Below are 23,467 nucleotides of genomic sequence, written 5' to 3' on the forward strand. Positions count from 1 at the left end.
CATGATAAAGCTTTCTCGGCGGGGCGGCGAAGTGGATGTTTCCCGCGCCCGTCTCGATACGAGCAGGCGTCCGTCAGCGCGGCATGTAGCCCAGCTGCCAGCGCCGCGGAATTTTCAGGGTCAGCAGCCCCAGTACGGCGGCGAACATACCGCTGACCAACATGGCCTTGAGTCCCAGATGATGTTCCAGCGCTGCCCCCAGAATGGCGCCGACCAGCATTCCGCTCCACGGCACCAGTTGCACCCGCCAGCCGCTTCGCCGTTCGCCGAGCACCCAGCGGCCCAATCCACGGCCGAATCGGGACAGGGCGCCGGTGACGTACGTCAGCCCGACCGGCAGGCCGTTCACTTCTTCCACCGCCGCGTTGAGCATGCCCATCGCAATGATCGCCGCCAGCAGGGCCGGCAGTTGCGTGTCAAAGGGCCAGGCTGCCAAGCAGAGCAGAGCGGCGATGGACAACAACAAGGGCAGCGCCCGCCGACCACCCAGTCGGCTGACCACAACCCCGAGGGCATTACCGACAATGAACGTCGCGACCAGCAGGATCAGCCTTAATGTCAGTCCGCTGTCGCCATCACTGATCGCCACCGCCAGCCGCGTGGTGTTGCCGCTCATGAAGGAAACGAAATCGCCGCTGGCCATGAAGCCGATGGCGTCGGTCATGCCGGCCAGCACCGACAGGCTGGCAACCAGCGCCAGTCCCACACGGCCGCGCCATTTCTGTTTGTGAAGATGTCCGGGGCTGGCGCGGTGGGTCGAGGTGGAAGGCAGCATCGAGGCAGCGTCCTTGAGCGGGGTTTACGGTTCTATGCCATACAGATCGCAATATTCCAGCCAGTCCATGCCGGCCATTTCCGCCACTTCGCGATGCACTTCCAGGCGTTGCGCCTGATAGTCCTCGGGCGTCGCGGCGGTGAGCTGCAACGTCAGTTCCCAGGCAAACAGACCCTGGCTTTCGGCCTCGGCTTCGAAGGCTTCGTGCAGGCGTTCTTCGCGGTACTGCGCCTGGGTTTCGCCCTTGGCCTGGGCCAGCAGCGGATTGAGGTGGTCAAGGGCTTCGCGCAGTTCCGGGCGCGCATCGAGAAACAGTTTCAGGGCCTGTTCGTGTCGCTGGTCAGTAGGCGCCATGGGCTTTCCTTGTAAGGCTGATGACCGTTAATGTGCCGCAGCGGCCGGCATGTGTCGCGCTCTAAATGCAGTAAAGCAGAACGATTTTTGGCGTTGCGGTGGTACAGTCCGGTTTTTTCCGAATGAGCGAATGCAATGCGAATGCTGATGGTGGCACTGGCGGCAGCCCTGCTGGCCGGTTGCGCGGGTTCGGCGATGGAAGACGCCCGCACGCAAACCCCTTACAAGACCCTGAATTCGGACAAACCCGAAAAAGTCGTGGCCCAGTGCGTGCAATTTGCCTGGCAGGACGAAGCGGTGTTCGGCGTGGACGCGGCGGCGTATCTGCAACCGGGCAAGAAGGGCGGTTCCACGGTCTATACGCGCTCGGCGGAGTCGTTTGTCGACTTGACCACGGATGCGTCCGGTACCGTATTGAATTACTACGCGCAGAAGGATGATTTTGTGGCCAAGCGCCGCTTGGCGGCGCTGGCGACCTGTCTGTAACGGGCGGCTGGATGCGTTGATTTTGCGACCCTCACCAGCCTGCGGGCGAGGGTCGCTGAAATCAATCAATCAAGCGTTTCTGGAAGAAATGCCGCTTGTGCCCCAGCGGATAATCCACAATCTCGCCACATTCGCTATAACCCAGTTTTTTGTAGAACCCGGGCGCCTGAAAATCAAAGGTATCGAGCCAGATCCCAACGCAGTCCTTTTCCCGTGCAAACTCCTCGACCATGTTCATCAGCTTCGAGCCGATGCCCTGTCCCCGGCCTTGTTCCGGCACCGCCAGCAACTCGATAAACAGCCATCGATAGAACGTGTGCCCATAGAGGCCACCGAGGATCGCGTCGTTGTCGTCGCGCACCAGCAGCGCGACCGGTTCGTACAGCGTCGGCCCGGCCTTGGCAATGTTGTAGGCACGCAGCGGCGCCAGGATGGCCGCGCGCTGTTCTTCGGTGGGGTCCTGCGACAGCTCGATCCGCAACGTCATGTTGTCTTCCTTGTAGTAATGAATCGGCAGCCTATCGCGCCACAGCCGATTGAAGCAATCGCTTGGAACCGTCGCTCCTGCGCCGCGGTCTAGCCCTTCAGGGCGTCCATCCGGTACGCGTTTGCCTGGGAGATTCCATGAACATTTTCGAAGCCCTGCGTGAAAGCCACGATCGTCAGCGGACCTACGCGAAATCGTTGATCAAGACCAGCGGTGACACCCCGGAAAGGGTTGAGGCCTACAAACAGCTGAAAGCTGAGCTTCAGGCCCACGAAACCGCCGAAGAGCGCCATTTCTATATTCCGTTGATGGAGATCGACAAGGGTGTCGACCTCAGTCGCCATGCCATTGCCGAACACCATGAAATGGACGAGATGATGGAAGAGCTCGACGAGACCGACATGTCCAGCCCGGCCTGGCTGGCGATGGCAAAAAAGCTCGCGGATAAGGTCCATCACCACTTGCAGGAGGAAGAGCAGAAATTCTTCCAGATGGCCGGCAAGCTGCTCGACGACAAGCAAAAGGAACAGCTCGCCGGGCAGTATGAAAAGGAGTTCAGAGCGCAGCTTCCCTGAACCGGTGAACGCAGGTGTTTGTAATGACGCGGTGTAGTCTTTTTGCCATGCGTTGAGTGAGCGTCGTCGCAGCGAGCTGTGTTTATATACAGTGTTTTCGGCATTTTTGAAGTTTCGCCGAGGCCGACTGCGACAAAACCGCCGATGGACAAAAAATCCCCCTCCGTTAGCTTGAAGGCCTCTCCTCGGACTGGAGAGTTCTTAAATCAACGGAGTGAAAAACATGAACCAACCACAAGCTCAAACCCAACTGCGACACGGTCGCGTCATTTCCCCTGCAAGCCGCGGCGCGGTGGCCATCGAGCAAGGATTGCTCGGTGGCTGGCAGGTCAATGAAATGGAGGGCGGCAAGAACTTCCCGGCACTCGCGGCTGGTCCGTTCCCCGCGCCGTTCGAAAGCGACAACCCGAGCGTCGTACCGCCCGCTGACGGCTATATTCTCAGTGGCGGCAAGAACGACGCACGTGACTGTGTGAACTTCACCGCAGAAGAAATGAGCAAGAAACTCGGGCGCCCGTTCTCCTGGCCACTGCTCAATGTCACTCCCGGCCAGACCCTTGAGGTCAAATGGGAATACACCGCGCCGCACACCACTCGCGGTTACCGCTGGCTGATCACCAGAGATGGCTGGGACCCGAAACAACGCATCACCCGAGCGCAATTGGAAGCGCAACCGTTTGCCGAGGATTTCTATCCGCAAGTGCCGTACTACAGTCATGCGGCGGAATTGAAAGCCAAGGTCACCCACACGGTGCAACTGCCGGGCAACAAGCAGGGGCATCACGTCATCGTTCTGATGTGGATCGTCGCCAACACCGGCAACGCCTTCTATCAGGCCTTCGATGTGGACTTCAAATAAGTCCGCAACGTCCACCCACACGTTCTGAAGGATTAGAACATGTCAAACATTGACTTCACCCTATTGAATAACCAGGCCAGCGATGCGGCATCGCTGATGCCGAGCCTTGCCGGCAAGAAGATCCTCATGGGTTTCTGGCACAACTGGCCGGCCGGCCCGAGCGATGGTTACCAGCGCGGCCAGTTCGCCAACATCACCCTGGAAAACGTCCCGAAGGAATACAACGTGGTCGCGGTGGCCTTCATGAAGGGCAGCGGGATTCCGACCTTCAAGCCGTTCAACGTCTCCGATGCCGAGTTTCGCCGTCAGGTCGGCGTGCTCAACAGTCAGGGGCGGGCGGTGCTGATTTCCCTGGGCGGTGCCGATGCGCACATCGAGTTGCGCGCCGGTCAGGAGCAACCGCTGGCCAACGAAATCATCCGTCTGGTGGAAACCTACGGCTTTGACGGCCTGGACATCGATCTTGAGCAGAGCGCGATTGATTTCGCTGCCAACAAGACCGTCCTGCCGGCCGCGCTGAAACTGGTCAAGGATCACTACGCAGGCGAAGGCAAGCATTTCATCATCAGCATGGCGCCGGAGTTTCCGTACTTGACCGCCTCCGGCAAATACGTCGGATATCTGCAGGCGCTGGAAGGCTATTACGACTTCATCGCTCCGCAGTTCTACAACCAGGGTGGCGACGGGGTCTGGGTGCCGGAAGCCAATAACGGCAGCGGAGCGTGGATCGCCCAGAACAACGACGCGATGAAAGAGGATTTCCTCTATTACCTGACCGAGAGCCTGGTGACCGGCACTCGCGGTTTCACCAGGATCCCGGCGGACAAGTTCGTCATCGGCCTGCCGGCCAACGTCGATGCCGCCGCCACCGGTTACGTGATCGACAAGACCGTGGTCGGCAACGCGATGAAACGCCTGGCGGTCAAAGGGCATCCGATCAAGGGCCTGATGACCTGGTCGGTGAACTGGGACAATGGCACCAGCAAGGATCGCGTGCCGTACAACTGGGAGTTCTGTCGGCGTTATGGGCCGCTGATTCACGGCGCGCCCTCTGCGGCACAGGGTGCTGATGCAGCGACGGTGAACGTGGCACATCAGTAGTCAATGAAGGAAAGCCCGGTAGCGCTGCCGGGCTTTTTTTCGTCGGCGGTTTGCATCATTTCACCTACCATGGCCTTCTTCCGATGACAAAAAAGGATCACGCGTCATGTCCAACACAGCCGAGCGGGTCAACATCGTCGATACCCAGGTGTTGTCCCACGACTGGTATCTACTGAAGAAAATAACCTTCGACTATCACCGCAACAACGGTGACTGGCAGCGCCAGACGCGCGAGGTCTACGACCGTGGCAATGGCGCGGCGATTCTGCTGTTCAACCGCGAGCAACGCACCGTGGTGCTGACCCGACAGTTCCGCCTGCCGGTGTTCGTCAACGGTCACGACGGTTTGCTGATTGAAGTGGCGGCCGGACTGCTCGAAGGCGCGGCGCCGGAGCAGCGCATCCGCGACGAGGCCGAGGAAGAAACCGGTTACCGCGTGCATGACGTGAAGAAGGTGTTCGAGGCCTACATGAGCCCCGGCTCGGTGACCGAGAAATTGCACTTTTTCATCGCCGAGTACGATGCCTCGTCAAAGGTCAGTGAAGGGGGCGGTCTGGAAGAAGAGACCGAAGAACTGGAAGTGCTGGAGTGGCGTTTCGACGACGCGCTGGCGGCGTTCCAGCGAGGCGAGATCTGCGATGCCAAGACCATCATGCTGCTGCAATACGCGGCGATGAATAACCTGTTTGGCAGTTAAAACAAGTCACCGGTTTTACCAATGTTCGACCACTGGCCACCCTCCAGGGTCAGCAGACGCTCCTTGGCTTCCAGGCCTCCGGCAAAACCGGTCAGTTTGCCTGAGGCGCCGATGACTCGATGGCACGGCGCAATGATCGAAATCGGATTGCGCCCGTTTGCCGCGCCGACCGCACGCACCGCACTCGGGTGGCCGATCTGTTCGGCAATCTGGCTGTAGGTGCGGGTTTCGCCAAACGGAATGGTCAGCAACGCGGCCCAGACCTTTTTCTGGAATTCGGTGCCGGCAAAGTCCAGCTCCAGATCGAACGCGTTTCGCGTTCCTGCAAAATATTCTTCCAGCTGTCGCGCGGTTTTCAGCAACAGCGGATTGTCCGGTGCCTCGCTCATCGGCCCCAGGCGCACCCGGTTCGGTTTGTCGTTTTCCCAGAGGATGGCGGCCAGACGTGAGCCGTTCGCGACCAGCTTCAACTCGCCGACAGGCGAGGGCAGGGTGATGAACGTGTAGGCCATGGGCAAAACTCCGGGATGGGGCGGGAAACAGCGCCCAGCATACTGCCGGATCGGGGAGGCGCAAACCGCAATCGCGACCATACTGGCTGGTGCTCTTGAAGCGCTTTCCTACCTTATAAAAAGAAGAGACCGACTCATGAAGTACGAACCTTTTGCCAAATCGCTGATTGCGACCTCATTGGCGCTCAGCTGCCTTATGGCCCATGCGGCTTCGGTTGCCCCGGTGGCCGCCGAAAACGGCATGGTGGTCACCGCCCAGCACCTGGCCACTCACGTGGGTGTCGACGTGCTGAAAAGTGGTGGCAACGCGGTGGATGCGGCGGTCGCCGTGGGTTATGCACTGGCAGTGGTTTACCCGGCGGCGGGCAACCTCGGTGGCGGTGGTTTCATGACCATTCAACTGGCGGACGGACGCAAGACCTTCCTCGACTTCCGCGAAAAAGCCCCGCTGGCCGCGACGGCCAACATGTACCTCGACAAGGACGGCAACGTCATCCCTGATCTGAGCACCCGTGGCCACCTCGCGGTCGGCGTTCCGGGCACCGTGTCCGGCATGGAGCTGGCACTGAGCAAGTACGGCACCAAACCGCGCAAGGAAATGATTGCCCCGGCCATCAAACTGGCTGAAGAAGGGTTTGAACTGGAACAGGGCGACGTCGAGCTTTTGGAGTACGCCACGGACGTGTTCAAGAAAGACATCAAGGATTCCGGCGCGATCTTTCTGAGCAACGGCGAGCCGATGCAGGTCGGGCAGAAACTGGTGCAGAAGGACCTGGGTAAAACCCTGCGCACCATTTCCGAAAAAGGCGCCGACGGTTTTTATAAAGGCTGGGTGGCCGACGCCATCGTTACCTCCAGCCAGGCCAACAAGGGCATCATTACCCAGGCCGACCTCGACAAATACAAGACCCGCGAACTGGCCCCGGTGGAGTGCGACTATCGCGGCTATCACGTCGTATCGGCACCGCCGCCAAGCTCCGGTGGCGTCGTGATCTGCCAGATCATGAACATCCTCGAAGGCTATCCAATGAAGGATCTGGGCTTCCATTCGGCCCAAGGCATGCACTACCAGATTGAGGCGATGCGCCACGCGTACGTGGATCGCAACAGCTATCTGGGCGACCCGGATTTCGTGAAGAATCCGATCGAACACCTGCTGGACAAGAACTACGCGACCAAGCTGCGCAACGCGATCCAGCCGCAGAAGGCCGGTGTGTCGGCGGAACTCAAACCCGGCGTCGCGCCCCATGAAGGCAGCAACACCACGCACTATTCGATCGTCGACAAGTGGGGCAACGCGGTCTCGGTCACCTACACCCTCAACGACTGGTTCGGCGCAGGCGTGATGGCGAGCAAGACCGGGGTGATCCTCAACGATGAAATGGACGACTTCACTTCCAAGGTCGGCGTACCGAACATGTACGGCCTGGTGCAGGGTGAGGCCAACGCCATTGCTCCGGGCAAGGCGCCGCTGTCCTCGATGAGCCCGACTATCGTCACCAAGGACGGCAAAGTGGTGATGGTGGTCGGTACGCCGGGTGGCAGTCGCATCATTACCGCGACGTTGCTGACCATGCTCAACGTCATCGACTACGGCATGGGCCTGCAGGAAGCGGTCGACGCTCCACGTTTCCACCAGCAGTGGATGCCGGAGGAAACCAACCTCGAAGACTTCGCCGCCAGCCCCGACACGAAGAAGATTCTCGAGAGCTGGGGCCACAAGTTCGCGGGTCCGCAGGACGCCAACCACATCGCTGCGATTCTGGTCGGTGCACCGTCGCTGGGGGGTAAACCAGTCGGAAAGAACCGCTTCTACGGCGCCAACGATCCACGGCGCAACACCGGGTTGTCATTGGGTTACTGAGCGGAGTAAAAAGGGGGCGGGCACAGGTCCGCCCCTGTCCAAGGACCAATCAAGGAAGGCTCACCATGACCACCGCATTGCTGATCATCGATGTCCAGCGCGCCCTGTGCGCGGGCGAATACGAGTGCCACGACGCCAAACGGGTAATCGACACCATCAACGGCCTCAGCGCCCGTGCGCGCCAGTCGGGTGTGCCGGTGGTGCTGATCCAGCACAACGAAAAGGACAGCCCGTTCGCCCACGGCGCCGAAGGCTGGCAATTGGCTGAAGGCCTGAACACTGCACCTGGCGATCTGCGCGTCGACAAGACTGCCAACGACTCGTTCTACCAGACCAATCTGCAGAAACTGATCCCCCGGGAAGACTTCGACCGCCTGGTGATCTGCGGCATGCAAACCGATTACTGCGTCAACGCCACCGTGCGTCAGGCCCACCAGTTGGGCTACGACGTGGAGCTGGCGGCCGACGCCCATACGACGGTCGACAACGGCAACATGAGCGCCGAAGACATCATCGCCGAACACAACAAGGACTGGGCGCACCTGACCGGTTCCGTGGCGCGGATCGATGTGAAGCCGGCGGCTGAAATCAGATTCTGAGTCGTTCTTGCACAAGAGCCCGGTTGTCCGCCAGCAACCGGTGAAAAATCAGAGCATCGATAGCCCGAGCCCGGCATACTGCTGCCGCCTCAGGAATGGAATCTGTCGATGCTCGCTTTCAATCTCCGTCACGCCTTGCTGCTGACGTGTCTCGTATTTGCTACCACGTCCCACGCTGCCAGTTTTGACTGTACTGGCGCTTCCAGTCCCGTTGAAAAAGCCGTTTGTGCGGATCCGTATACCTCGAGTCTCGATGAGAAACTCGGGGCGCTCTGGCGGACAACGTTGGCGCAGGTGGCTGACCCGCAAGCGCTCAAGGCTGATCAGCGTTCATGGTTGAAACAGCGCAATCAATGCGCTGCCAATAGCTCCTGCCTGCGCCGTGAATATTTGATGCGTCTGAAAGCGCTTGAATACGTGGCCAAGCCTTTCAGCTGGGATGCCACCTGGCAGATGATTCCGTGGGGCGTTTCATCGGCGGCAGAAGTCATAACCAAGCGTGTGGACGCCACGCATATTGCCTTTGATGTTTCTGCGTCAAATGGTGGCAACTCTGGTGACATGGACGGTGTGGCCACAATCGACGGTGCCGTAGCGCATTTCGCTGAAGGCAACTGCACCCTGAAATTCAGCGCCCTCAACGGTTTGCTGGATGTTGATTCCGATGGCGGTGAGGGGGCTTGTGGTGGCGGGATGGGCGTTTACTACGATGGAAGGTATGTGGCATCTGACCAACCGATCGCGATTGAATACGACTTGCTGAGCCTTGGCGTCGTGCGTACGCAGCAAGAAGATCAGGCATTACGCACGTTGCTCAAAAATGACTATCAGACGCTGCTGCAAAATAGCGGCTCAATGGCAGCCGGCGAGACCTCTAGTGATGTGCCGGGGGGTGAGGTCAATGAGTTCTGGCTGCGAGGTCTGGCTTCCAGCAACGCGGCGATTCTGATGAGCGCGCCGGGAGGCCGAGTTTGGCTGGTGCTATTGGTTTTCGATGAGCAACGCAAAGTCAGGGCGCGGTATTACACCAACGTTCCCAAATGGAAAAAGCGGGTGCCTGATGTGCTGCTGGCGTGGCATGAACGCTTGGCGGGAGAGGCGACACTGCCCCTGGACCTGATGCCCTGACTCTCACGTTCAGGTCGCAAACATCAACCTGCGAACATCACTCACCGGCTCGGACACGGCACCGCTCAACACCAGCCGCGTAATCGTCTGCGCCGCCACCGCATAATCCTCATCCTGCGGCACCTCCCGCCCGGTGATGCGCCCCATCTGCCAGCCAATGTTGGTGTAGGTGCGCGTCGCCGACCAGATGAACAACATCAAATGCTCGGGATCGACCGGCGCCAGCAGACCACGGTCGATCCAGCTGCGCAGGCACTCGACATTCCGCCGTGCCTCACCGTGCAATAGGTCGCGGCATTCGTCGGGCAACTGACGGCCGCCGAGCAGCAACTCACTACTGAAAACCTTGGCGATCGCCGGATGCTCGCGGGCGATGCGGATGCGGGCGGCAACGTAGGCGCGCAGGCCAATCAGTGGGTCGTCGCTTTCGCGCAGCACCGCCGAGGCTTCCAGCAACGGTTCGACGAAGCCGAGCAGCACTTTGCCGTAGAGGTTTTCCTTGCTCTGGAAGTAGTAATACAGGTTGGCTTTGGGCACACCGGCGCGTGCGGCGATGTCGCGGGTCTGGGTCGCGTCGAAGCCGTTGGCGGCGAATTCTTCACTGGCGGCGGCCAGGATCAGTTGCTGGTTGCGTGCGCGGATGCTGCTCATGGACGGCATGGAGGTCTGGCCATTTCGGGTTCGAAATATACAAAACTATATAGCGATTAAGCCAGCGAACTCGTTTCTCGGCGCTATGCTGGTTTCAATTTCAATAACGTCAGGAAAAGGCCAATGACTCTCCGGGCCCTGCGCGCCACGACGACTCACCTCGACGCGGTGGCGAAGCTGTTCGACGCCTATCGCGGCTTTTATGGCCAGCCGTCGAACCTCGAGCAATCGCGAGCCTTTATTGCCGAGCGCATGGCCGGCAATGAATCGGCGATTTTTCTGGTTGAAGATGAAAGCGGTGAGGCGCTGGGATTCGTCCAGCTATACCCGACGTTTTCTTCGATTGACGCCCACCGCATCTGGCTGCTCAGCGACCTGTTCACCACGCCGGCCGCCCGTGGCCGTGGAGTGGGGCGGCTTTTAATGAACACCGCCCGCGACTTCGCCGTCGAAACCGGCGCCAAGGGACTGGTACTGGAAACCGCCACCGATAATTTCAGCGCCCAGGGTTTGTACGAATCACTCGGTTGGGTGCGCGATACGGGCTATTACACGTACACCCTCGATTTGCGCCAAAGCTGAGCTGGCGCACTCTTTTTCACGTTTTTCCCGAATCAGGTCTTTTCCTGAACGTAGACGATCACTAGAATCCGCCCCGGTGCTCCGCAATGGAGGCTCTTTGATATCACTTTTAGGGAAGACATCATGCAATTCGGGAAAATCCTGGCGCTGAGTCTGGTGCTCGCGCTGGGCGGCTGTGCCAGTTTCACCCAGGACGAAGTGGCTCCGGTCACGCTGCCATCGATGGCCAGCTATGCCAACAAGCCAAACGTCTATGTCGATTTCGACTTTTACCAGGGCGAGCCGAAAAGCGCTTCCGCCGTGGAAATGCCACAAGCTCGGGACATGCTCAAACCGCAATTGCAAACCGTCCTGAAGGATTCGGGTTTGTTCGGTCGTGTGACCTTCGACCAGTTCGAGAAGCAGCCAGGTGACTACAGCCTGCGTCTGAAAATGTACAACCATCCACCGAATGGCGGTCAGCTGGTGCTGGCGTTCATCAGTGGTCTGAGCATGACGATCATTCCAGCCTATGCCACCGACCAGTACACCATGAGCCTGGAAACCCTCGATCAGCAAGGCCAGCCGCTGTCCACCGCGAGTAACCACGACGCGGTCGGCACCTGGATGGGCATCTGGTTCCTCCCGCTGGCGTTCAATACGCCGAAAGCGGCGGTGACCGATACATTCACTCGGCAGGTCAATGCGTTGCTCAAGGAATGGGCCGATAGCAACCGTCCGAAGTATTCGGGTATCTGACTCACTCCAGCGAGTGGGCAAAAAAAGAGCCGCAATCGCGGCTCTTTTTTTTGCCCTTACTTCAGGGCCTGAATGAACTGTGGATCGCTGTACAGATTCTTCAGCAAGTCCTGCAGCATCGGGTTGTAGGCGTTGGTCGCGTTGGGAATCGCGATAAAGCCGAAAAAGCTGCTGTTCCACTGATGGCTGACATCCTTGGTGGCGTCGTACACCACATCGTTGCCATTGCGCAGGGTGAAACGCGCAGCGATGGTGCCATCACCGGTACCCATGCCAGCGTTCAACTGGTTTTTCACGACCAGTACCTGCAGATGACGCGTCGCCTGCGGATCGAGCAGACCAGCCTTGCGCAGTTCTTCGGTGATCGCGTCCTGGATATGCGCCGGGATGCTGCCGGTCGGCGACTTGATCGGGTTGGCGCGGACCATCAACGAGCCTTCGCCCGATTCAGCGCTGACCTGTGGATTGCTGATCGCGTGCAGCGGCGGGGTTTGCTTGAGCTTCTGAACATTGTCGAAGCTTGGCTCGTAACGGGCCATGGTCATGCCACAGCCTTGCAGGAGCAGGGCAAACAACGGGATCAACAACAGCGATTTTTTCACGGCAGTTCCTTGCGCGTAGAGAAGAGGGGGGCGAATTATGGGCAGAGTGCCATCATTGAGCAACTCTGATTGCCGTCTCTCATTCACGTTGCCGCAACAAGCCTTCGATCTGCGCCAGTTCCCAGGTACTCAACAGACTGACCGGATCGGTGCCGAAGCGCTGCCGGGTGTCGAGCGTCCATTCGCGACCGTCCGGGCACAGACAGTCAGCGCAGTGATGCAGGCGCTGGCCGTCGAAGTCCAGTTGCAAGCGCCAGCCTTCAATGTCGACCGCAACCTGATCCGCTCGCGCGTCCATCACCCGCAAGGCACACACGCCCAGCGCGGCATCGCGCAAGCGCTGGCACACTTCGCGGCTGGTCAATTCGCTCTGCATCCGAGGCTCCACTGGCAAAAACTGCGCGCCAGCATAAAGCGCGTGCCGACGGTTGTCAGCGATGACTGGCCCACGCCGGTGCATTTGCGTAACATCCGCAACCCTCTTTTTCCGCGGCGCTCTTTTGCGCCAATGCATGCGGCCGCGCCCGTCGGCCACTCTGTCAGGTAAGCCATGAAACCGATTCGTCTGCGCGCCGATGTCCTGGCCGGACTCACCACCTCGTTTGCCCTGTTGCCCGAATGCATTGCGTTTGCGCTGGTGGCTCATCTCAATCCGCTGATGGGCCTGTACGGCGCCTTCATCATTTGCACGCTGACCGCGCTGTTCGGTGGCCGGCCGGGCATGGTCTCCGGGGCGGCGGGTTCGATGGCGGTGGTGATCGTTGCGCTGGTGGTGCAGCACGGCGTGCAGTACCTGCTGGCGACGGTGTTGCTCGGCGGCTTGATCATGATGGCGTTCGGGCTGTTGCGGCTGGGCAAACTGGTGCGCATGGTGCCGCACCCGGTGATGCTCGGGTTCGTCAACGGTCTGGCGATCATCATTGCGCTGGCGCAACTGGAGCATTTCAAGAGCGGCGAGCAGTGGCTCAGCGGCACGCCGCTGTACCTGATGACCGGGCTGGTGCTGCTGACCATGGCCATCGTCTACATCCTGCCGCGCCTGACCCGCGCGGTGCCGCCGGCACTGGTGGCGATCCTCGGCGTAGGCTTGCTGGTCTACCTGCTCGGTCTGCCGACTCGCACCCTCGGCGACATGGCGCACATCGCCGGCGGCCTGCCGACGTTTGCGCTGCCGGACATCCCGTGGAATCTCGACACACTGCGCATCATCGCGCCCTACGCGATTCTGATGGCGCTGGTCGGTTTGCTGGAAACCCTGCTGACCCTCAACCTCACCGACGAAATCACTGAAACCCGTGGCTACCCGGATCGCGAATGCGTGGCGCTGGGGGCGGCAAACGTGGTCTCCGGTGCATTCGGCGGTATGGGCGGTTGCGCGATGATCGGCCAGACCGTGATCAACCTCAGTTCCGGCGGACGCGGACGGTTGTCTGGCGTGGTAGCGGGTGTGTTGATTCTGCTGTTCATTCTGTTTCTGTCGCCGCTGATCGAGCGGATTCCGCTGGCGGCGCTGGTGGGGGTGATGTTCGTGGTGTCGCAGCAGACGTTTGCCTGGGCTTCGTTGCGGGTGCTGAACAAAGTGCCGCTCAACGATGTGCTGGTGATCATCGCGGTAACCACCATCACGGTGTTTACCGATCTGGCCACGGCCGTGCTGTGCGGGATCATCATCGCCGCGCTGAATTTTGCCTGGCAGCAAGCGCGCGAGCTGTACGCCGATGAGCATCTGGAAGCGGACGGCAGCAAACTCTATCGCCTGCACGGCACGCTGTTTTTTGCCTCGACCACGCCGTTCCTCAATCAATTCGACCCGGCCAGCGATCCGCAACGGGTGACGCTGGATTGCCGGCACCTGAGCTTTGTCGATTACTCGGCCATCGCCGCGCTGAAAACCCTGCGCGAACGCTACGCCAAGGCGGGCAAGCAGTTGCAGGTGTTTCACCTGTCCGAACGCTGCAAGAAATTGCTGAAACGCGCCGGGGTCGATCACGACTGAGATCGACCCCGGTCACTGATCAGGCATCGATGGCGGGGAAATCGATGTCGGTGAGTGCCGCGTTGTTCAGGTAGTTGGTGAGGGTTTGCACAGCGACGAGGGCGATCACTTCGATGATCTTCTTGTCGTCGATGCCGGCAGCGCGGGCGGCGGCAATCTGTTCATCGCTCAAGTGACCACGGGTTTCGGTCAGTTGATGGGCGAGGGTGGCAAAGGCATTGAGCCGGCCATGACGCGCTTCGACGATTTCTTCTGCTGCCAGCCCGGCCTTGCTGGCGAACAGAGTGTGCGCCGCCAGGCAATAGTCGCAACCGTTGACTTGCGAGGTGGCCAGGTACACCGCTTCTTTTTCCTTGGCACTCAGTGAAGTCTTGCCCAAGGTTGCCGAGATTTGCACGTAGGCATCCAGCGCGACAGGGGCGACGGCCAGGGTCTTGAACAGGTTGGGCAGGAAGCCGATTTTTTTCTGCACGCCTTCAAGCACTGGGCGAGTGGCGTCGGTGGCGGTTTCGAGGCTGACAGGGGCGATGCGGCTCATGGTGATTCTCCGAAAGTCCGGTGCGAAGTGCGCCGGGGATGGAGGTCATGTTATTGAGCGCGGCTGGTGCTTTGGGTGCAAATCGTCGAGGATATGCGACAGATCGTCCAAACCTGTCCTTGCGAGAATCAGTCATGGATCGCCTTTCTACGTTGCTCAGCCATTTCGGCGTCAATGCCGGCACCTTTCACAGCGGCACGTTCTGTGGAGTGAGCGCCTACGGCGGCGACCAGGTGTGCGGGCATGTGCACCTGTTGCAGGCGGGGGAGTTGTTGCTCAAACCGGGCAATGATCCTGAAGTCTCGCTCAATGAACCGACCCTGATCTTTTTCCCGCGCCCCATGGCCCATCGCTTGTTCGCCAACGAAGTCATGGGCACGCAACTGGTGTGCGCTTCGCTGACCTTCGACGGCGGCGCGGGCAATGCTTTGGCGGCAGCGCTGCCGGATTATCTGGTGCTGAAACTCGCCGACCTGCCGGAAATGGCCAGCACCCTGGAGTGGCTGTTCAAGGAAGCTTTCGACGGCCACTGCGGGCGCGAAGCGGTGATGGACCGATTGTTCGAGTTGCTGGTGATTCTGTTGTTGCGCCATCTAATCAGCAGTCGCAACCAGCAGCCGGGCATGATGGCCGGGCTGGCCGATCCGAAGATTTCCCGAGCCTTGAACCTGATGCACGAGCAACCGGCCAAGGCCTGGAGCGTCGCCGAACTGGCGAGCGCCGCCAACCTGTCCCGCGCCGGTTTCGCCGACCACTTCCGGCGGGTGGTGGGGCAGACGCCGGTGGATTATCTGGTGAACTGGCGGATCAGCCTCGCGCAGAAACGCCTGCGCGAGGGACGACCGATCGCCCTGATTGCCGAAGAAGTCGGTTATGAAAGTCCTTCGGCGCTGGCCCGGGCGTTTCGACGCAAGACCGGGCTCAGTCCGCGGGAATGGAAGGCTGGCGCGAGTTGAAGACTATCTGGCGAATTTCTTTGCCCCGGCCACGCACAGGATCACCCCCAGCGTAACCACCAGCATGCCCACGCTGACATGCTCATGGAGCAAGGTCGCGGCCAGTGCCAGGCCGAAAAACGGCTGCAGCAATTGCAACTGTCCGACCGCCGCAATCCCGCCCTGGGCCAGGCCGCGATACCAGAACACGAAACCGATCAGCATGCTGAACAGCGAAACGTAAGCCAGACACACCCACGCCGACACGCTGATACCGCTGAACGAGGCGGGCGCAAGCCATACGCTCAGCACGGCCATCACCGGCAACGACAACACCAGCGCCCAGCAAATCACCTGCCAGCCGCCGAGGGTGCGCGACAGTTTTGCGCCTTCGGCGTAACCGAGGCCGCAGGCGAGAATCGCCGCCAGCATCAATAGATCACCGGTGGGCGAGGCGGTCAGGCCTTGTGAGATCGCAAAACCGACCACCAGCGAACTGCCCAGCACCGAAAAAATCCAGAACACCGGACGCGGCCGTTCGCCACCGCGCAACACACCAAAAATCGCCGTCGCCAGCGGCAGCAATCCTACAAACACAATCGAATGCGCCGACGTCACGTATTGCAGCGCCAGGGCCGTCAACAACGGAAAACCCACCACCACGCCCAGCGCGACGATCAGCAAGGACAACCACTGATCCCGCGCCGGACGCCGTTCGCGAAACAGCCACAGCAAGCACAACGCCAGGGTGCCGGCGATGGTCGCGCGGATGACGGTGAGAAACACCGGGTCGAACTCCAGCACCGCCAACCGCGTGGCGGGGAGCGAGCCGCTGAAGATCACGACGCCGATGAAGCCATTGATCCAGCCGCTGGTTTTTTCCAGGGCCGGGGTGCCGAGGTGGGTGGTTCGTTCCATGGATGTGGCGCTCGGAGGTGGGTTGCGTTGGATCGATCCTAGGGCTGAGAATCAGCACAATCAAAAAATTGTCATGGATACAGGCCGACATGCCGCGCTCCCGCTACAAGACCCTCGTCGACACCTATGCTGCCGATATCCGCGCCGGCCGCCTGTTGCCCGGCACGCGGCTGCCGACTCACCGGCAATTGGCAGCCAGCGAAGGGCTGGCGCTGGTCACGGCCTCGCGCGTATACGCCGAGCTCGAGGCCATGGGCCTGGTCAGCGGCGAAGCCGGGCGCGGCACGTTCGTGCGGGAAACGTCGTTGTTGCCGGGGCAGGGCATCGACCAGAAAGACGTCGCGGTGGGCATGATCGATCTGAACTTCAACTACCCGTCATTGCCGGGGCAGGCCGAGCTGCTGCGCACCGCGTTGCGGCAGCTGGCGTTGTCCGGCGACCTTGAAGCGCTGCTGCGCTATCAGCCCCACGCCGGTCGCCAGCATGAACGGGCCTCGGTGGCGCGGCACCTGCAAACACGGGGCTTGAGTGTCGAGGCCGAGCAGGTGCTGATCGTCAACGGCGCGCAGCAAGGGTTGGCGGTGACGCTGATGGCGCTGCTCAAACCCGGCGATGTGGTTGCCGCCGACGCCTTGACCTATTCGGGATTCAAAGTGCTGGCCGAAGCGCTGCACCTGGAAGTGGTGGCGATTCCCGTGAAAGAGCAGGGCCCCGATCTGGCGGCCCTCGACAGACTTTGCCGCCAACGACCGGTGCGTGCGGTGTACAGCATGCCTACCCTGCACAACCCACTGGGCTGGGTGATGCCTTTGGAGCAACGTGAGGACTTGATCGCGATTGCCCGCCGGCATGATCTGACAATCATCGAGGACGCGGCCTACGCCTTTCTGGTCGATAACCCGCCACCTCCCTTGGCGGTTCTGGCACCGGAGCGCACGGTCTACGTCTCAGGCCTGTCGAAAAACATTGCCACCGGCCTGCGTGTCGGCTTCATCGCCGCGCCGGTCGAACAGGTGGCGGCGCTGGAGCGGATCATCCGCGCGACCACCTGGAACACCCCCGGGGTGATGACCGCCATCGCCTGCGGCTGGCTCGACGACGGCACCGTCAATTTGCTCGAAGCACAAAAACGCAGCGACGCCCAGGCCCGGCAAGCCCTGGCCGCGCAGATTCTCGAAGGACTGTCGACTGTCGGCCATCCCTCTTCGTATTTTCTTTGGCTGCCGCTGCCGGAAGATATTCGGGCCGACCACATCGTGGTCGAGTTGATGCACGAACAGGTTTCCGTCACCACCGCCGAGCCCTTCACCGTGTCCACCCATGTGCCCCACGCGATTCGTCTGGCGTTGGGATCGGTGGACATGCTTGCCCTGCGTCAAGCCTTGCTCAAAGTCCGCCAGGTCGTGGGCGCCTACCTGTAGCGCAAGTGACCGCGCAGGATTACCCTTGGCGCCGCCGAAGCTCTGGAAATCCCTGATGAAAAACGCTGCAGTGACTTTCGCCCTGATCCTCAACGCTGGCCTGCTCAGCACACCCGTTCTGGCCGCTGGTGACGCCGAGGCCGGCGCAAAAATCTTCCCGCGCCTGTGCGGCGGCTGCCATCAGGTCGGCGAATCTGCCCGCCCGGGCTTCGGCCCCGAACTCAACGGCATCATCGGCCGCCCGGCGGGGACGTCGGCGAATTACGTGTACTCCGACGCCATGAAAAACTCCGGCCTGACCTGGGATCGTGAAACGCTGACGAAGTATCTGAAGGATCCGAAGGGGGTGGTGCCGGGGACGCGGATGATCTTTTGGGGGCTGAGTGACGAGGAGAAGATTGATAATTTGTTGGCGTATCTGCAGACGTTTTCTCAGTAATGAAGCGCCTGTGCGGGAGCTGCACATTTGAGGGGACGGGGCGTTAGCCTTGCACGCGCCCCAATTTTTCCGTGGCAATGAGTCATGCCAGGTTCAAGGATTGGCGAGTGCGGGCGATAAGTCTGATGTCCAATCCCTCGAACTTTCCCCACCATGAAAAAATTGCTCGTTGTTATTGGCGCACTCTTGCTGTTATGTGGATGCGTCACCAAGAACTTCAGTGTCGAAGATCGTCAACAGATCAAGACACTGAAGGTGCTACCGGTATTTGTTGCCGTCGATAACTTCAAATACACCAGCATGACTCAAGCCTGGAGCGCGGGACTGGGTGCCGGTGCCGGGGCGGCCACTGGGATGGCGGCCGGTGCATCGACGACACAAGTCAATGCATTGGCAGGCGCGGGGTCCGTTGCGGGGACAAAAAATGGTGATGTGCTGACGGGGGATATTTCCCGGGCAATCCTCAACAACATGAAGGCCAATGATATCGACCTGGCCAAACTGGTCCGCCAGAGTTTCGTTGACCGGGTTCAGCAGGAGCGGCTGTTCACAATAGTCGGAGAAGGCGAGCAGGCCGACGCCGAAATCGAAATCATGGTCGGACAGTGGGGGCTGTGCCTCAAAAACTTCAGCGAGGTGCTGTATCCGGTGATCGGCGCCAACGCCCAGATCAAGCGCAAGGGTTCGGCGGTCTGGCGAAACTTTGAAACGATCACGGTATTCAATGATGCCAACAACCTTGCCTATCTACCGGAGCAATACGCGAAAGATCCGGAAGTCCTGCGCAAGGCATTTACCCATGTGTCTGATCTGCTGATGGCTGAACTGGTCAAAGATATGAAGCAATAAAGCGGTTTACTTCAGCGCCAGCCTCAATCGCGCAGTCACATCTTTGATCGACGCCCCCTGAATCGCAGGGGGTGTCGGGCTTTCGCCAAACTCTCGCCAGATAAACAACGTCAACTCGGCGCCATCGGTGGCAGTCTGCGCATTCTCCAGACTGCCGAATGCCATGTGGTGATTGAGTAGCCAGTGTTCGGTTTCGTGGAGGATGAATCGTGGCGGGATCGAGTGCGCATCAGCCATTTTCGCTCACCTCGATGAGCGAAGCCTGGCAGGCCACTTGATTGCGACCTGCCGCTTTTGCCTTGTACAACCGCTGATCGGCACGTTTGACCAGTGCTGTCGGGGTGTTGTCGGCCGGGTCGGCCAGGCCGACACCAATGCTTACGGTAACGAGCCCGACCAGCGGAAATGTCGCTTCGGCAATGGTGGTCCGGATCTTCTCGGCGACCACTTCCGGGGTGTCCGGTTTGGCGATTTCCGGCAGCAGCACGGCAAACTCCTCACCGCCATAGCGTGCGACAAAATCGGTGGCCCGGGTGCTGATCTGTATGAGTTGCGCCAGTTGTCGCAGCACGTCATCTCCGACCGCGTGGCCGTGGGTATCGTTGATGCGTTTGAAATGATCGACGTCGATCAGCAACAACGCAAACGGCCGTCCGGTACGGCGAAACAAAAGACTGTACTCGGTGAGCTTTTCGTCAAGCCGGCGACGGTTGAACGCGCCGGTCAAACCATCATGAGTCGCCAGACTCAGCAGTTCGGCATTGGCCTGGGTGAGGGCAGCGGTACGTTGTGCGACCGTGGCTTCCAGCGAAGCGTTTGCTTCCTGCAACTCGCGCTCCTTGGCCAGCAGCGATTGGGTCATCGTGTCGATGGACTGGCCGAGCTGGGCGATTTCCCGAACCGGATGCTGCAACTGAAAACGCGTCCCCGGCTGATTGTTCTGCACCTGTTGAGCCGAGCGTGCCAATTGCTCGATCGGGCGACTCAGGTACAGCGCCAGATAGTAGGCGACCAGTGCAAACACCACCGCAGCCATCACCCCCAGCAGCAACAATTTATAGAGCAGCAGGCGCGCCGGTTGCAGCGCGGTGTCCAACGGCTGGCGCACGGCAATCGACCAGGATAACGCAGTGCTCAAGGGCGTCGGCACCGTCACCGCACTGGTCAGGTAACCGTCGCCGACGGTCCAGCCCGGCGAGTCGGGATTGTTCGCTGCCAGTTGCTGGCCAACCAGCGCTTCCGGATACAGCACCTTGCCGTCGTGATCGACGATCAATGCCTCGATGTCCGGCGCGACGCCTTTGTGCGAAAGCGCCGCCGATTCGACGATGCGTGTCACCCAACTCCAGTGCGCGTGGGCGCCGAGCACGCCGATCACCTGGCCGTCGGCATTGTGAATCGGCGCGGCGAAATCGATGAAGCGCAGCGGTTCGCCATTCGCCAGCGCCGGCAACATTTTTGCCAGCAACACGGCTTCGTGTGGGTCGCCGGTGTATTCACCGCGCAAACCCGCCTGGAACCACGGACGCTGTTGGACAGACTGGCCCACCAGCAATCCGTTGACGGCCTGATGCACTTGACCGTTGGCGTCGGCGATACCCATCCACGCATATTCGGCGCGGGCCTGGGTGCGCAGCTGCATCGATTTGAGGATCGCCGGGTTATCCAGATCACCACGCTCCAGATGCGGCGCACGACTGAGCAGATAAACCTCCAGTTGTCGCTCACGCAATTGCTCACCCAGCAATGCTGCGGCCGACCGTGCGGTGCTCAACAGGGCATTGCCGCTGGCCTGTTTCATTTGTTCGGTGGCGATGTGGCCGACATAGAAGCCAACGCTCAACAGCGTCAGCAGGGACAAGCCGGCAAACCAGAGAGTCAGGTGGCTACGCAGACTGGCTTTGAGCATGGAGAAATGTCTGTCTTTATTGGAGTGGCGCCATGGTATGCGACATCGCGGACGGGCTGCCAGCAAGGCGTTTAATGAAAGTCTGCCGAGGCCGATATCAATGAGCCACTGTGTTCGGTAAAGTGTGCGCCGCCCGAGAGACGGATCCCGGGCGTTTACCCATGGAGTCTTGCAGTGAAATACCTCAGCAAAGTAGTCGCCGCACTGTTCGGTGTGGTTCTGGCAGGTTGCACCGGCACCCCGATGAACACCAGACATTACGACAGCAGCCAATACACCGTGATTGGCCACAGCGAAGCCACTGCCACCGGCCTGATGCTGTTCGGCGTGATCCCGATCCGGCAGAACAGCCGTTTCGTCCGTGCACAGGATGCCGCCATCAAGGCCAAGGGCGGCGATGCCATGATCAACACTCAGATTCAGGAAAACTGGTTCTGGGCGTGGGTCCTGAGCGGCTACACCACCAAGGTCTCCGGTGATGTGGTCAAACTGAAAACCGTGCAATAAGCACCGGTTGGACGTGAAAAAGCCCGGCTGATCAGGCCGGGCTTTTTGTTTGTACAGCGGTAGAGCGTTTGATTCAGGCGACGCGGCGTTCTTGCAGGCGATCAGCGCCACCTTCGGCAACGCGGCGTTCCAGCAGACGATCCGAGCCACCTTCAGCAACGCGGCGTTCTTGCAGACGATCAGCACCACCTTCAGCAACGCGGCGTTCTTGCAGACGATCAGCACCACCTTCAGCCACGCGGCGTTCGATCAGACGATCAGCGCCACCTTCGGCAACGCGGCGTTCGATCAGACGATCAGCACCACCTTCAGCCACACGGCGTTCGATCAGTCGATCAGCGCCACCTTCAGCCACACGGCGTTCGATCAGACGATCCGAACCACCCTCTGCCAAGCGACTTTCAATCAACCGATCCGAACCGCCTTCGGCGATCATGGTGTGGGCGGGTTTGGCTGCAAAAGCGTTGACTGCAAGAACCGAGAAAGCGATGCCGAGAAGGATTTGGCGTTTCATGATCGTGTGCTCCAGGGGTGTTGTTTGTTTGGTATGGAGCCGATGTTACGCCGCGGATTTTTTATGAGAACTTCATTGAACTGATGGTGACTATCGACGCCAGCAATGAATGCCGTTATCGCTGCATGTGCCTGATTTCATTGGCCAACTCGTAGGCTTGCTCACGGAGTTCGGCAAATTTTGCATTCAGTTCCCCATAGCCGCGCTTCCAGGCAAATGCACCGTTGATGCTGGTTTGTCCGAGCACGACATCATTGAAGGACCCCATCCCGCCATAGGCCGAGAGCAGCCACGTGATTCCGGAATAATCGGAGTCCAGCAATCGTGCGCGAGCTTTTCGCATCCACGCGCTCCAGTGCGCTTCTCCGTCGCTTTCCAGAACACTGATTAGCTCATTCAGTACCTTGATCAGCGTTTCGGTTTTCGGGCCCATGTTCAATGAGTGCTCCTTTTGATGAGGCGTAGATATTCAACCAGTGACGACTTCAAGACGCCGAAGAGTGAGCGTTGCGCAAAGAGCGATCAAACAAGCTGACGCTTCACGTCCAGCGCGATCGAGGCAAAGCCTTTACCTGTGCCCGGATTAGATGTCGAAGTATTTTGCATCGACGAGACGTCCTCCCAGCGATCCACGGATTCAATGTGTTCATGGGAGGCGTCCGTATCGATTTCAAATGCGATGAAACATTCGTTTTGATCCAGCAAAAGTCCGAACAGGCGAGGCATGCCGGGAAAGTCGATTTCCAGTTCCAGCACGATGGACGACGACCAGTCGATGCCTTGGTACTCTGCGTATCGGGCCAGGGCGACAGGTACACCCTGTTTGCGCCATTCACTGGCGCAAAGCATCAAACGATGCGCAACGACTGCGTTTTGCTCCTGCACGTTGAGCTGTTTTTTCTTCAGTAGTCGTTCAATGTCCATGGGAAACCTGAAATTCGCAGCGTCGGGCTAAGAGCTTACCCAGCAAACGCAAAAAAGCGCGCGCAAAGAAAAGCCCGGCTGATCAGGCCGGGCTTATCTTTATGCGCTGCTTACTTATGCAACGCGGCGTTCGATCAGACGATCCGAACCACCTTCAGCCACGCGACGTTCGATCAGACGATCAGCGCCACCTTCAGCAACACGACGTTCGATCAGACGATCCGAACCACCTTCAGCGACGCGGCGTTCGATCAGACGATCCGAACCACCTTCAGCCACACGGCGTTCGATCAGACGATCCGAACCACCCTCGGCCAAGCGACTTTCAATCAACCGATCCGAACCGCCTTCGGCGATCATGGTGTGGGCAGGTTTGGCTGCAAAAGCGTTGACTGCAAGAACCGAGAAAGCGATGCCGAGAAGGATTTGGCGTTTCATGATCGTGTGCTCCAGGGGGGTTGTTTGTTGGGTATGGAGCCGATGTTACGCCGCGGATTTTTTATGAGA

Annotated in this window: 30 protein-coding genes and 1 pseudogene; 16 read left to right on the plus strand and 15 right to left on the minus strand. The window is 59.8% G+C overall.

Annotated elements, in window-relative coordinates; genetic code table 11:
• Window positions 1-73: 73 nt before the first annotated feature.
• Both ACM6JM_RS27380 and ACM6JM_RS27385 read right to left on the minus strand, forming a co-directional pair.
• Window positions 74-775 (minus strand): YoaK family protein, encoded by a 702-nt coding sequence (locus ACM6JM_RS27380; RefSeq protein ID WP_210709786.1) that lies wholly within the window; start codon window positions 773-775, stop codon window positions 74-76.
• 24 nt (window positions 776-799) lie between these two features.
• On the minus strand, window positions 800-1,129 hold the full coding sequence (locus ACM6JM_RS27385; RefSeq protein ID WP_210709787.1) for a DUF6388 family protein: 330 nt from the start codon (window positions 1,127-1,129) through the stop codon (window positions 800-802).
• Between the two features lie 135 nt (window positions 1,130-1,264).
• Here ACM6JM_RS27385 and ACM6JM_RS27390 point away from each other — a divergent pair, with 135 nt between their 5' ends.
• Complete coding sequence (locus ACM6JM_RS27390; RefSeq protein ID WP_039767389.1) at window positions 1,265-1,615, plus strand: hypothetical protein; 351 nt, start codon at window positions 1,265-1,267, stop codon at window positions 1,613-1,615.
• A 61-nt stretch (window positions 1,616-1,676) separates the two neighbouring features.
• On the opposite strand, the gene ACM6JM_RS27395 is transcribed toward ACM6JM_RS27390, so the two are convergent.
• Entirely contained in the window at window positions 1,677-2,102 is a 426-nt protein-coding gene (locus ACM6JM_RS27395) for a GNAT family N-acetyltransferase (RefSeq protein ID WP_414882787.1), read from the minus strand.
• A gap of 137 nt (window positions 2,103-2,239) precedes the next feature.
• Between ACM6JM_RS27395 and ACM6JM_RS27400 the strand changes: the two genes are divergently transcribed.
• The 4 genes and pseudogenes from ACM6JM_RS27400 (at window position 2,240) to ACM6JM_RS27415 (ending at window position 5,334) form a co-directional block, all read left to right on the plus strand.
• A complete protein-coding gene (locus ACM6JM_RS27400) occupies window positions 2,240-2,677 on the plus strand; it encodes a hemerythrin domain-containing protein (RefSeq protein WP_039767386.1) in 438 nt (145 codons plus the stop codon).
• 223 nt (window positions 2,678-2,900) lie between these two features.
• Window positions 2,901-3,536, plus strand: a complete 636-nt coding sequence (locus ACM6JM_RS27405) for a lytic polysaccharide monooxygenase auxiliary activity family 9 protein (protein WP_039767385.1) — start codon at window positions 2,901-2,903, stop codon at window positions 3,534-3,536.
• 39 nt (window positions 3,537-3,575) lie between these two features.
• Window positions 3,576-4,601, plus strand: a pseudogene (locus ACM6JM_RS27410) (chitinase); the annotation flags it as partial.
• A gap of 142 nt (window positions 4,602-4,743) precedes the next feature.
• Entirely contained in the window at window positions 4,744-5,334 is a 591-nt protein-coding gene (locus ACM6JM_RS27415) for an NUDIX domain-containing protein (protein WP_074688922.1), read from the plus strand.
• Here the strand turns inward: ACM6JM_RS27415 and ACM6JM_RS27420 are convergent.
• A complete protein-coding gene (locus ACM6JM_RS27420) occupies window positions 5,331-5,846 on the minus strand; it encodes a methylated-DNA--[protein]-cysteine S-methyltransferase (RefSeq protein ID WP_074688920.1) in 516 nt (171 codons plus the stop codon). The genes ACM6JM_RS27415 and ACM6JM_RS27420 overlap by 4 nt on opposite strands.
• A gap of 136 nt (window positions 5,847-5,982) precedes the next feature.
• Between ACM6JM_RS27420 and ggt the strand changes: the two genes are divergently transcribed.
• The 3 genes from ggt to ACM6JM_RS27435 all read left to right on the plus strand — a co-directional run bounded on the left by ggt (window position 5,983) and on the right by ACM6JM_RS27435 (window position 9,437).
• Complete coding sequence (gene ggt / locus ACM6JM_RS27425) at window positions 5,983-7,710, plus strand: gamma-glutamyltransferase (RefSeq protein WP_039767376.1); 1,728 nt, start codon at window positions 5,983-5,985, stop codon at window positions 7,708-7,710.
• Window positions 7,711-7,775: 65 nt separating this feature from the next.
• Window positions 7,776-8,309, plus strand: a complete 534-nt coding sequence (locus ACM6JM_RS27430; RefSeq protein WP_103385914.1) for a cysteine hydrolase family protein — start codon at window positions 7,776-7,778, stop codon at window positions 8,307-8,309.
• A gap of 108 nt (window positions 8,310-8,417) precedes the next feature.
• Window positions 8,418-9,437 (plus strand): lysozyme inhibitor LprI family protein, encoded by a 1,020-nt coding sequence (locus tag ACM6JM_RS27435; protein ID WP_103385915.1) that lies wholly within the window; start codon window positions 8,418-8,420, stop codon window positions 9,435-9,437.
• A 9-nt stretch (window positions 9,438-9,446) separates the two neighbouring features.
• Here ACM6JM_RS27435 and ACM6JM_RS27440 read toward each other — a convergent pair whose 3' ends face one another.
• Window positions 9,447-10,088 carry a TetR/AcrR family transcriptional regulator gene (locus tag ACM6JM_RS27440; RefSeq protein WP_103386010.1) on the minus strand — a complete coding sequence of 214 codons (642 nt, stop codon included), beginning with the start codon at window positions 10,086-10,088 and terminating at the stop codon, window positions 9,447-9,449.
• 123 nt (window positions 10,089-10,211) lie between these two features.
• On the opposite strand from ACM6JM_RS27440, the gene ACM6JM_RS27445 reads away from it, so the two are divergent.
• Window positions 10,212-10,670 carry a GNAT family N-acetyltransferase gene (locus ACM6JM_RS27445; protein ID WP_103385916.1) on the plus strand — a complete coding sequence of 153 codons (459 nt, stop codon included), beginning with the start codon at window positions 10,212-10,214 and terminating at the stop codon, window positions 10,668-10,670.
• 123 nt (window positions 10,671-10,793) lie between these two features.
• Window positions 10,794-11,408: a hypothetical protein gene (locus ACM6JM_RS27450; RefSeq protein ID WP_210709788.1), complete on the plus strand. Its 615-nt coding sequence runs from the start codon at window positions 10,794-10,796 to the stop codon at window positions 11,406-11,408.
• A gap of 56 nt (window positions 11,409-11,464) precedes the next feature.
• Here the strand turns inward: ACM6JM_RS27450 and ACM6JM_RS27455 are convergent, their stop codons facing one another.
• The gene (locus ACM6JM_RS27455) at window positions 11,465-12,010 is read right to left on the minus strand and encodes a hypothetical protein (protein ID WP_414882788.1); all 546 of its coding nucleotides are present in this window, start codon (window positions 12,008-12,010) and stop codon (window positions 11,465-11,467) included.
• A gap of 79 nt (window positions 12,011-12,089) precedes the next feature.
• Complete coding sequence (locus tag ACM6JM_RS27460) at window positions 12,090-12,386, minus strand: hypothetical protein (protein ID WP_414882789.1); 297 nt, start codon at window positions 12,384-12,386, stop codon at window positions 12,090-12,092.
• Window positions 12,387-12,560: 174 nt separating this feature from the next.
• Here ACM6JM_RS27460 and ACM6JM_RS27465 point away from each other — a divergent pair, with 174 nt between their 5' ends.
• Window positions 12,561-14,006 carry a SulP family inorganic anion transporter gene (locus ACM6JM_RS27465; RefSeq protein WP_414882790.1) on the plus strand — a complete coding sequence of 482 codons (1,446 nt, stop codon included), beginning with the start codon at window positions 12,561-12,563 and terminating at the stop codon, window positions 14,004-14,006.
• Window positions 14,007-14,025: 19 nt separating this feature from the next.
• Here ACM6JM_RS27465 and ACM6JM_RS27470 read toward each other — a convergent pair whose 3' ends face one another.
• Entirely contained in the window at window positions 14,026-14,544 is a 519-nt protein-coding gene (locus ACM6JM_RS27470) for a carboxymuconolactone decarboxylase family protein (protein ID WP_039767361.1), read from the minus strand.
• A 134-nt stretch (window positions 14,545-14,678) separates the two neighbouring features.
• Between ACM6JM_RS27470 and ACM6JM_RS27475 the strand changes: the two genes are divergently transcribed.
• Window positions 14,679-15,500, plus strand: coding sequence for an AraC family transcriptional regulator (locus ACM6JM_RS27475; RefSeq protein WP_074688907.1), 822 nt, complete (start codon window positions 14,679-14,681; stop codon window positions 15,498-15,500).
• Window positions 15,501-15,503: 3 nt separating this feature from the next.
• Here the strand turns inward: ACM6JM_RS27475 and ACM6JM_RS27480 are convergent, their stop codons facing one another.
• Window positions 15,504-16,397 carry a DMT family transporter gene (locus tag ACM6JM_RS27480; RefSeq protein ID WP_414882791.1) on the minus strand — a complete coding sequence of 298 codons (894 nt, stop codon included), beginning with the start codon at window positions 16,395-16,397 and terminating at the stop codon, window positions 15,504-15,506.
• Window positions 16,398-16,486: 89 nt separating this feature from the next.
• On the opposite strand from ACM6JM_RS27480, the gene ACM6JM_RS27485 reads away from it, so the two are divergent.
• From ACM6JM_RS27485 to ACM6JM_RS27495, 3 genes are all read left to right on the plus strand, one after another.
• A complete protein-coding gene (locus ACM6JM_RS27485; protein ID WP_163975801.1) occupies window positions 16,487-17,818 on the plus strand; it encodes a PLP-dependent aminotransferase family protein in 1,332 nt (443 codons plus the stop codon).
• A 55-nt stretch (window positions 17,819-17,873) separates the two neighbouring features.
• The gene (locus tag ACM6JM_RS27490; protein ID WP_074688901.1) at window positions 17,874-18,257 is read left to right on the plus strand and encodes a c-type cytochrome; all 384 of its coding nucleotides are present in this window, start codon (window positions 17,874-17,876) and stop codon (window positions 18,255-18,257) included.
• A 153-nt stretch (window positions 18,258-18,410) separates the two neighbouring features.
• Window positions 18,411-19,106, plus strand: coding sequence for a hypothetical protein (locus ACM6JM_RS27495; RefSeq protein WP_085667546.1), 696 nt, complete (start codon window positions 18,411-18,413; stop codon window positions 19,104-19,106).
• A 6-nt stretch (window positions 19,107-19,112) separates the two neighbouring features.
• Here ACM6JM_RS27495 and ACM6JM_RS27500 read toward each other — a convergent pair whose 3' ends face one another.
• Window positions 19,113-19,343, minus strand: a complete 231-nt coding sequence (locus tag ACM6JM_RS27500; protein ID WP_414882792.1) for a hypothetical protein — start codon at window positions 19,341-19,343, stop codon at window positions 19,113-19,115.
• The gene (locus ACM6JM_RS27505) at window positions 19,336-21,015 is read right to left on the minus strand and encodes a sensor domain-containing diguanylate cyclase (protein WP_074688895.1); all 1,680 of its coding nucleotides are present in this window, start codon (window positions 21,013-21,015) and stop codon (window positions 19,336-19,338) included. Before ACM6JM_RS27505 ends, ACM6JM_RS27500 begins: the two co-directional genes overlap by 8 nt.
• A gap of 174 nt (window positions 21,016-21,189) precedes the next feature.
• On the opposite strand from ACM6JM_RS27505, the gene ACM6JM_RS27510 reads away from it, so the two are divergent.
• Window positions 21,190-21,522: a hypothetical protein gene (locus tag ACM6JM_RS27510; protein ID WP_414882793.1), complete on the plus strand. Its 333-nt coding sequence runs from the start codon at window positions 21,190-21,192 to the stop codon at window positions 21,520-21,522.
• Window positions 21,523-21,595: 73 nt separating this feature from the next.
• Here ACM6JM_RS27510 and ACM6JM_RS27515 read toward each other — a convergent pair whose 3' ends face one another.
• The 4 genes from ACM6JM_RS27515 to ACM6JM_RS27530 all read right to left on the minus strand — a co-directional run bounded on the left by ACM6JM_RS27515 (window position 21,596) and on the right by ACM6JM_RS27530 (window position 23,398).
• Window positions 21,596-22,036 (minus strand): hypothetical protein, encoded by a 441-nt coding sequence (locus ACM6JM_RS27515; protein ID WP_039767350.1) that lies wholly within the window; start codon window positions 22,034-22,036, stop codon window positions 21,596-21,598.
• A gap of 115 nt (window positions 22,037-22,151) precedes the next feature.
• Entirely contained in the window at window positions 22,152-22,469 is a 318-nt protein-coding gene (locus tag ACM6JM_RS27520) for a DUF6966 domain-containing protein (RefSeq protein WP_011334909.1), read from the minus strand.
• 89 nt (window positions 22,470-22,558) lie between these two features.
• Window positions 22,559-22,960: a hypothetical protein gene (locus ACM6JM_RS27525; RefSeq protein WP_039767347.1), complete on the minus strand. Its 402-nt coding sequence runs from the start codon at window positions 22,958-22,960 to the stop codon at window positions 22,559-22,561.
• A gap of 114 nt (window positions 22,961-23,074) precedes the next feature.
• Window positions 23,075-23,398 (minus strand): hypothetical protein, encoded by a 324-nt coding sequence (locus ACM6JM_RS27530; protein ID WP_085667550.1) that lies wholly within the window; start codon window positions 23,396-23,398, stop codon window positions 23,075-23,077.
• Between the last annotated feature and the right edge of the window lie 69 nt (window positions 23,399-23,467).

Origin of the sequence: Pseudomonas sp. IT-P2 (assembly GCF_949767575.1) — a bacterium.
In the GTDB taxonomy this organism is placed as follows: Bacteria; Pseudomonadota; Gammaproteobacteria; order Pseudomonadales; family Pseudomonadaceae; genus Aquipseudomonas; species Aquipseudomonas pharyngis.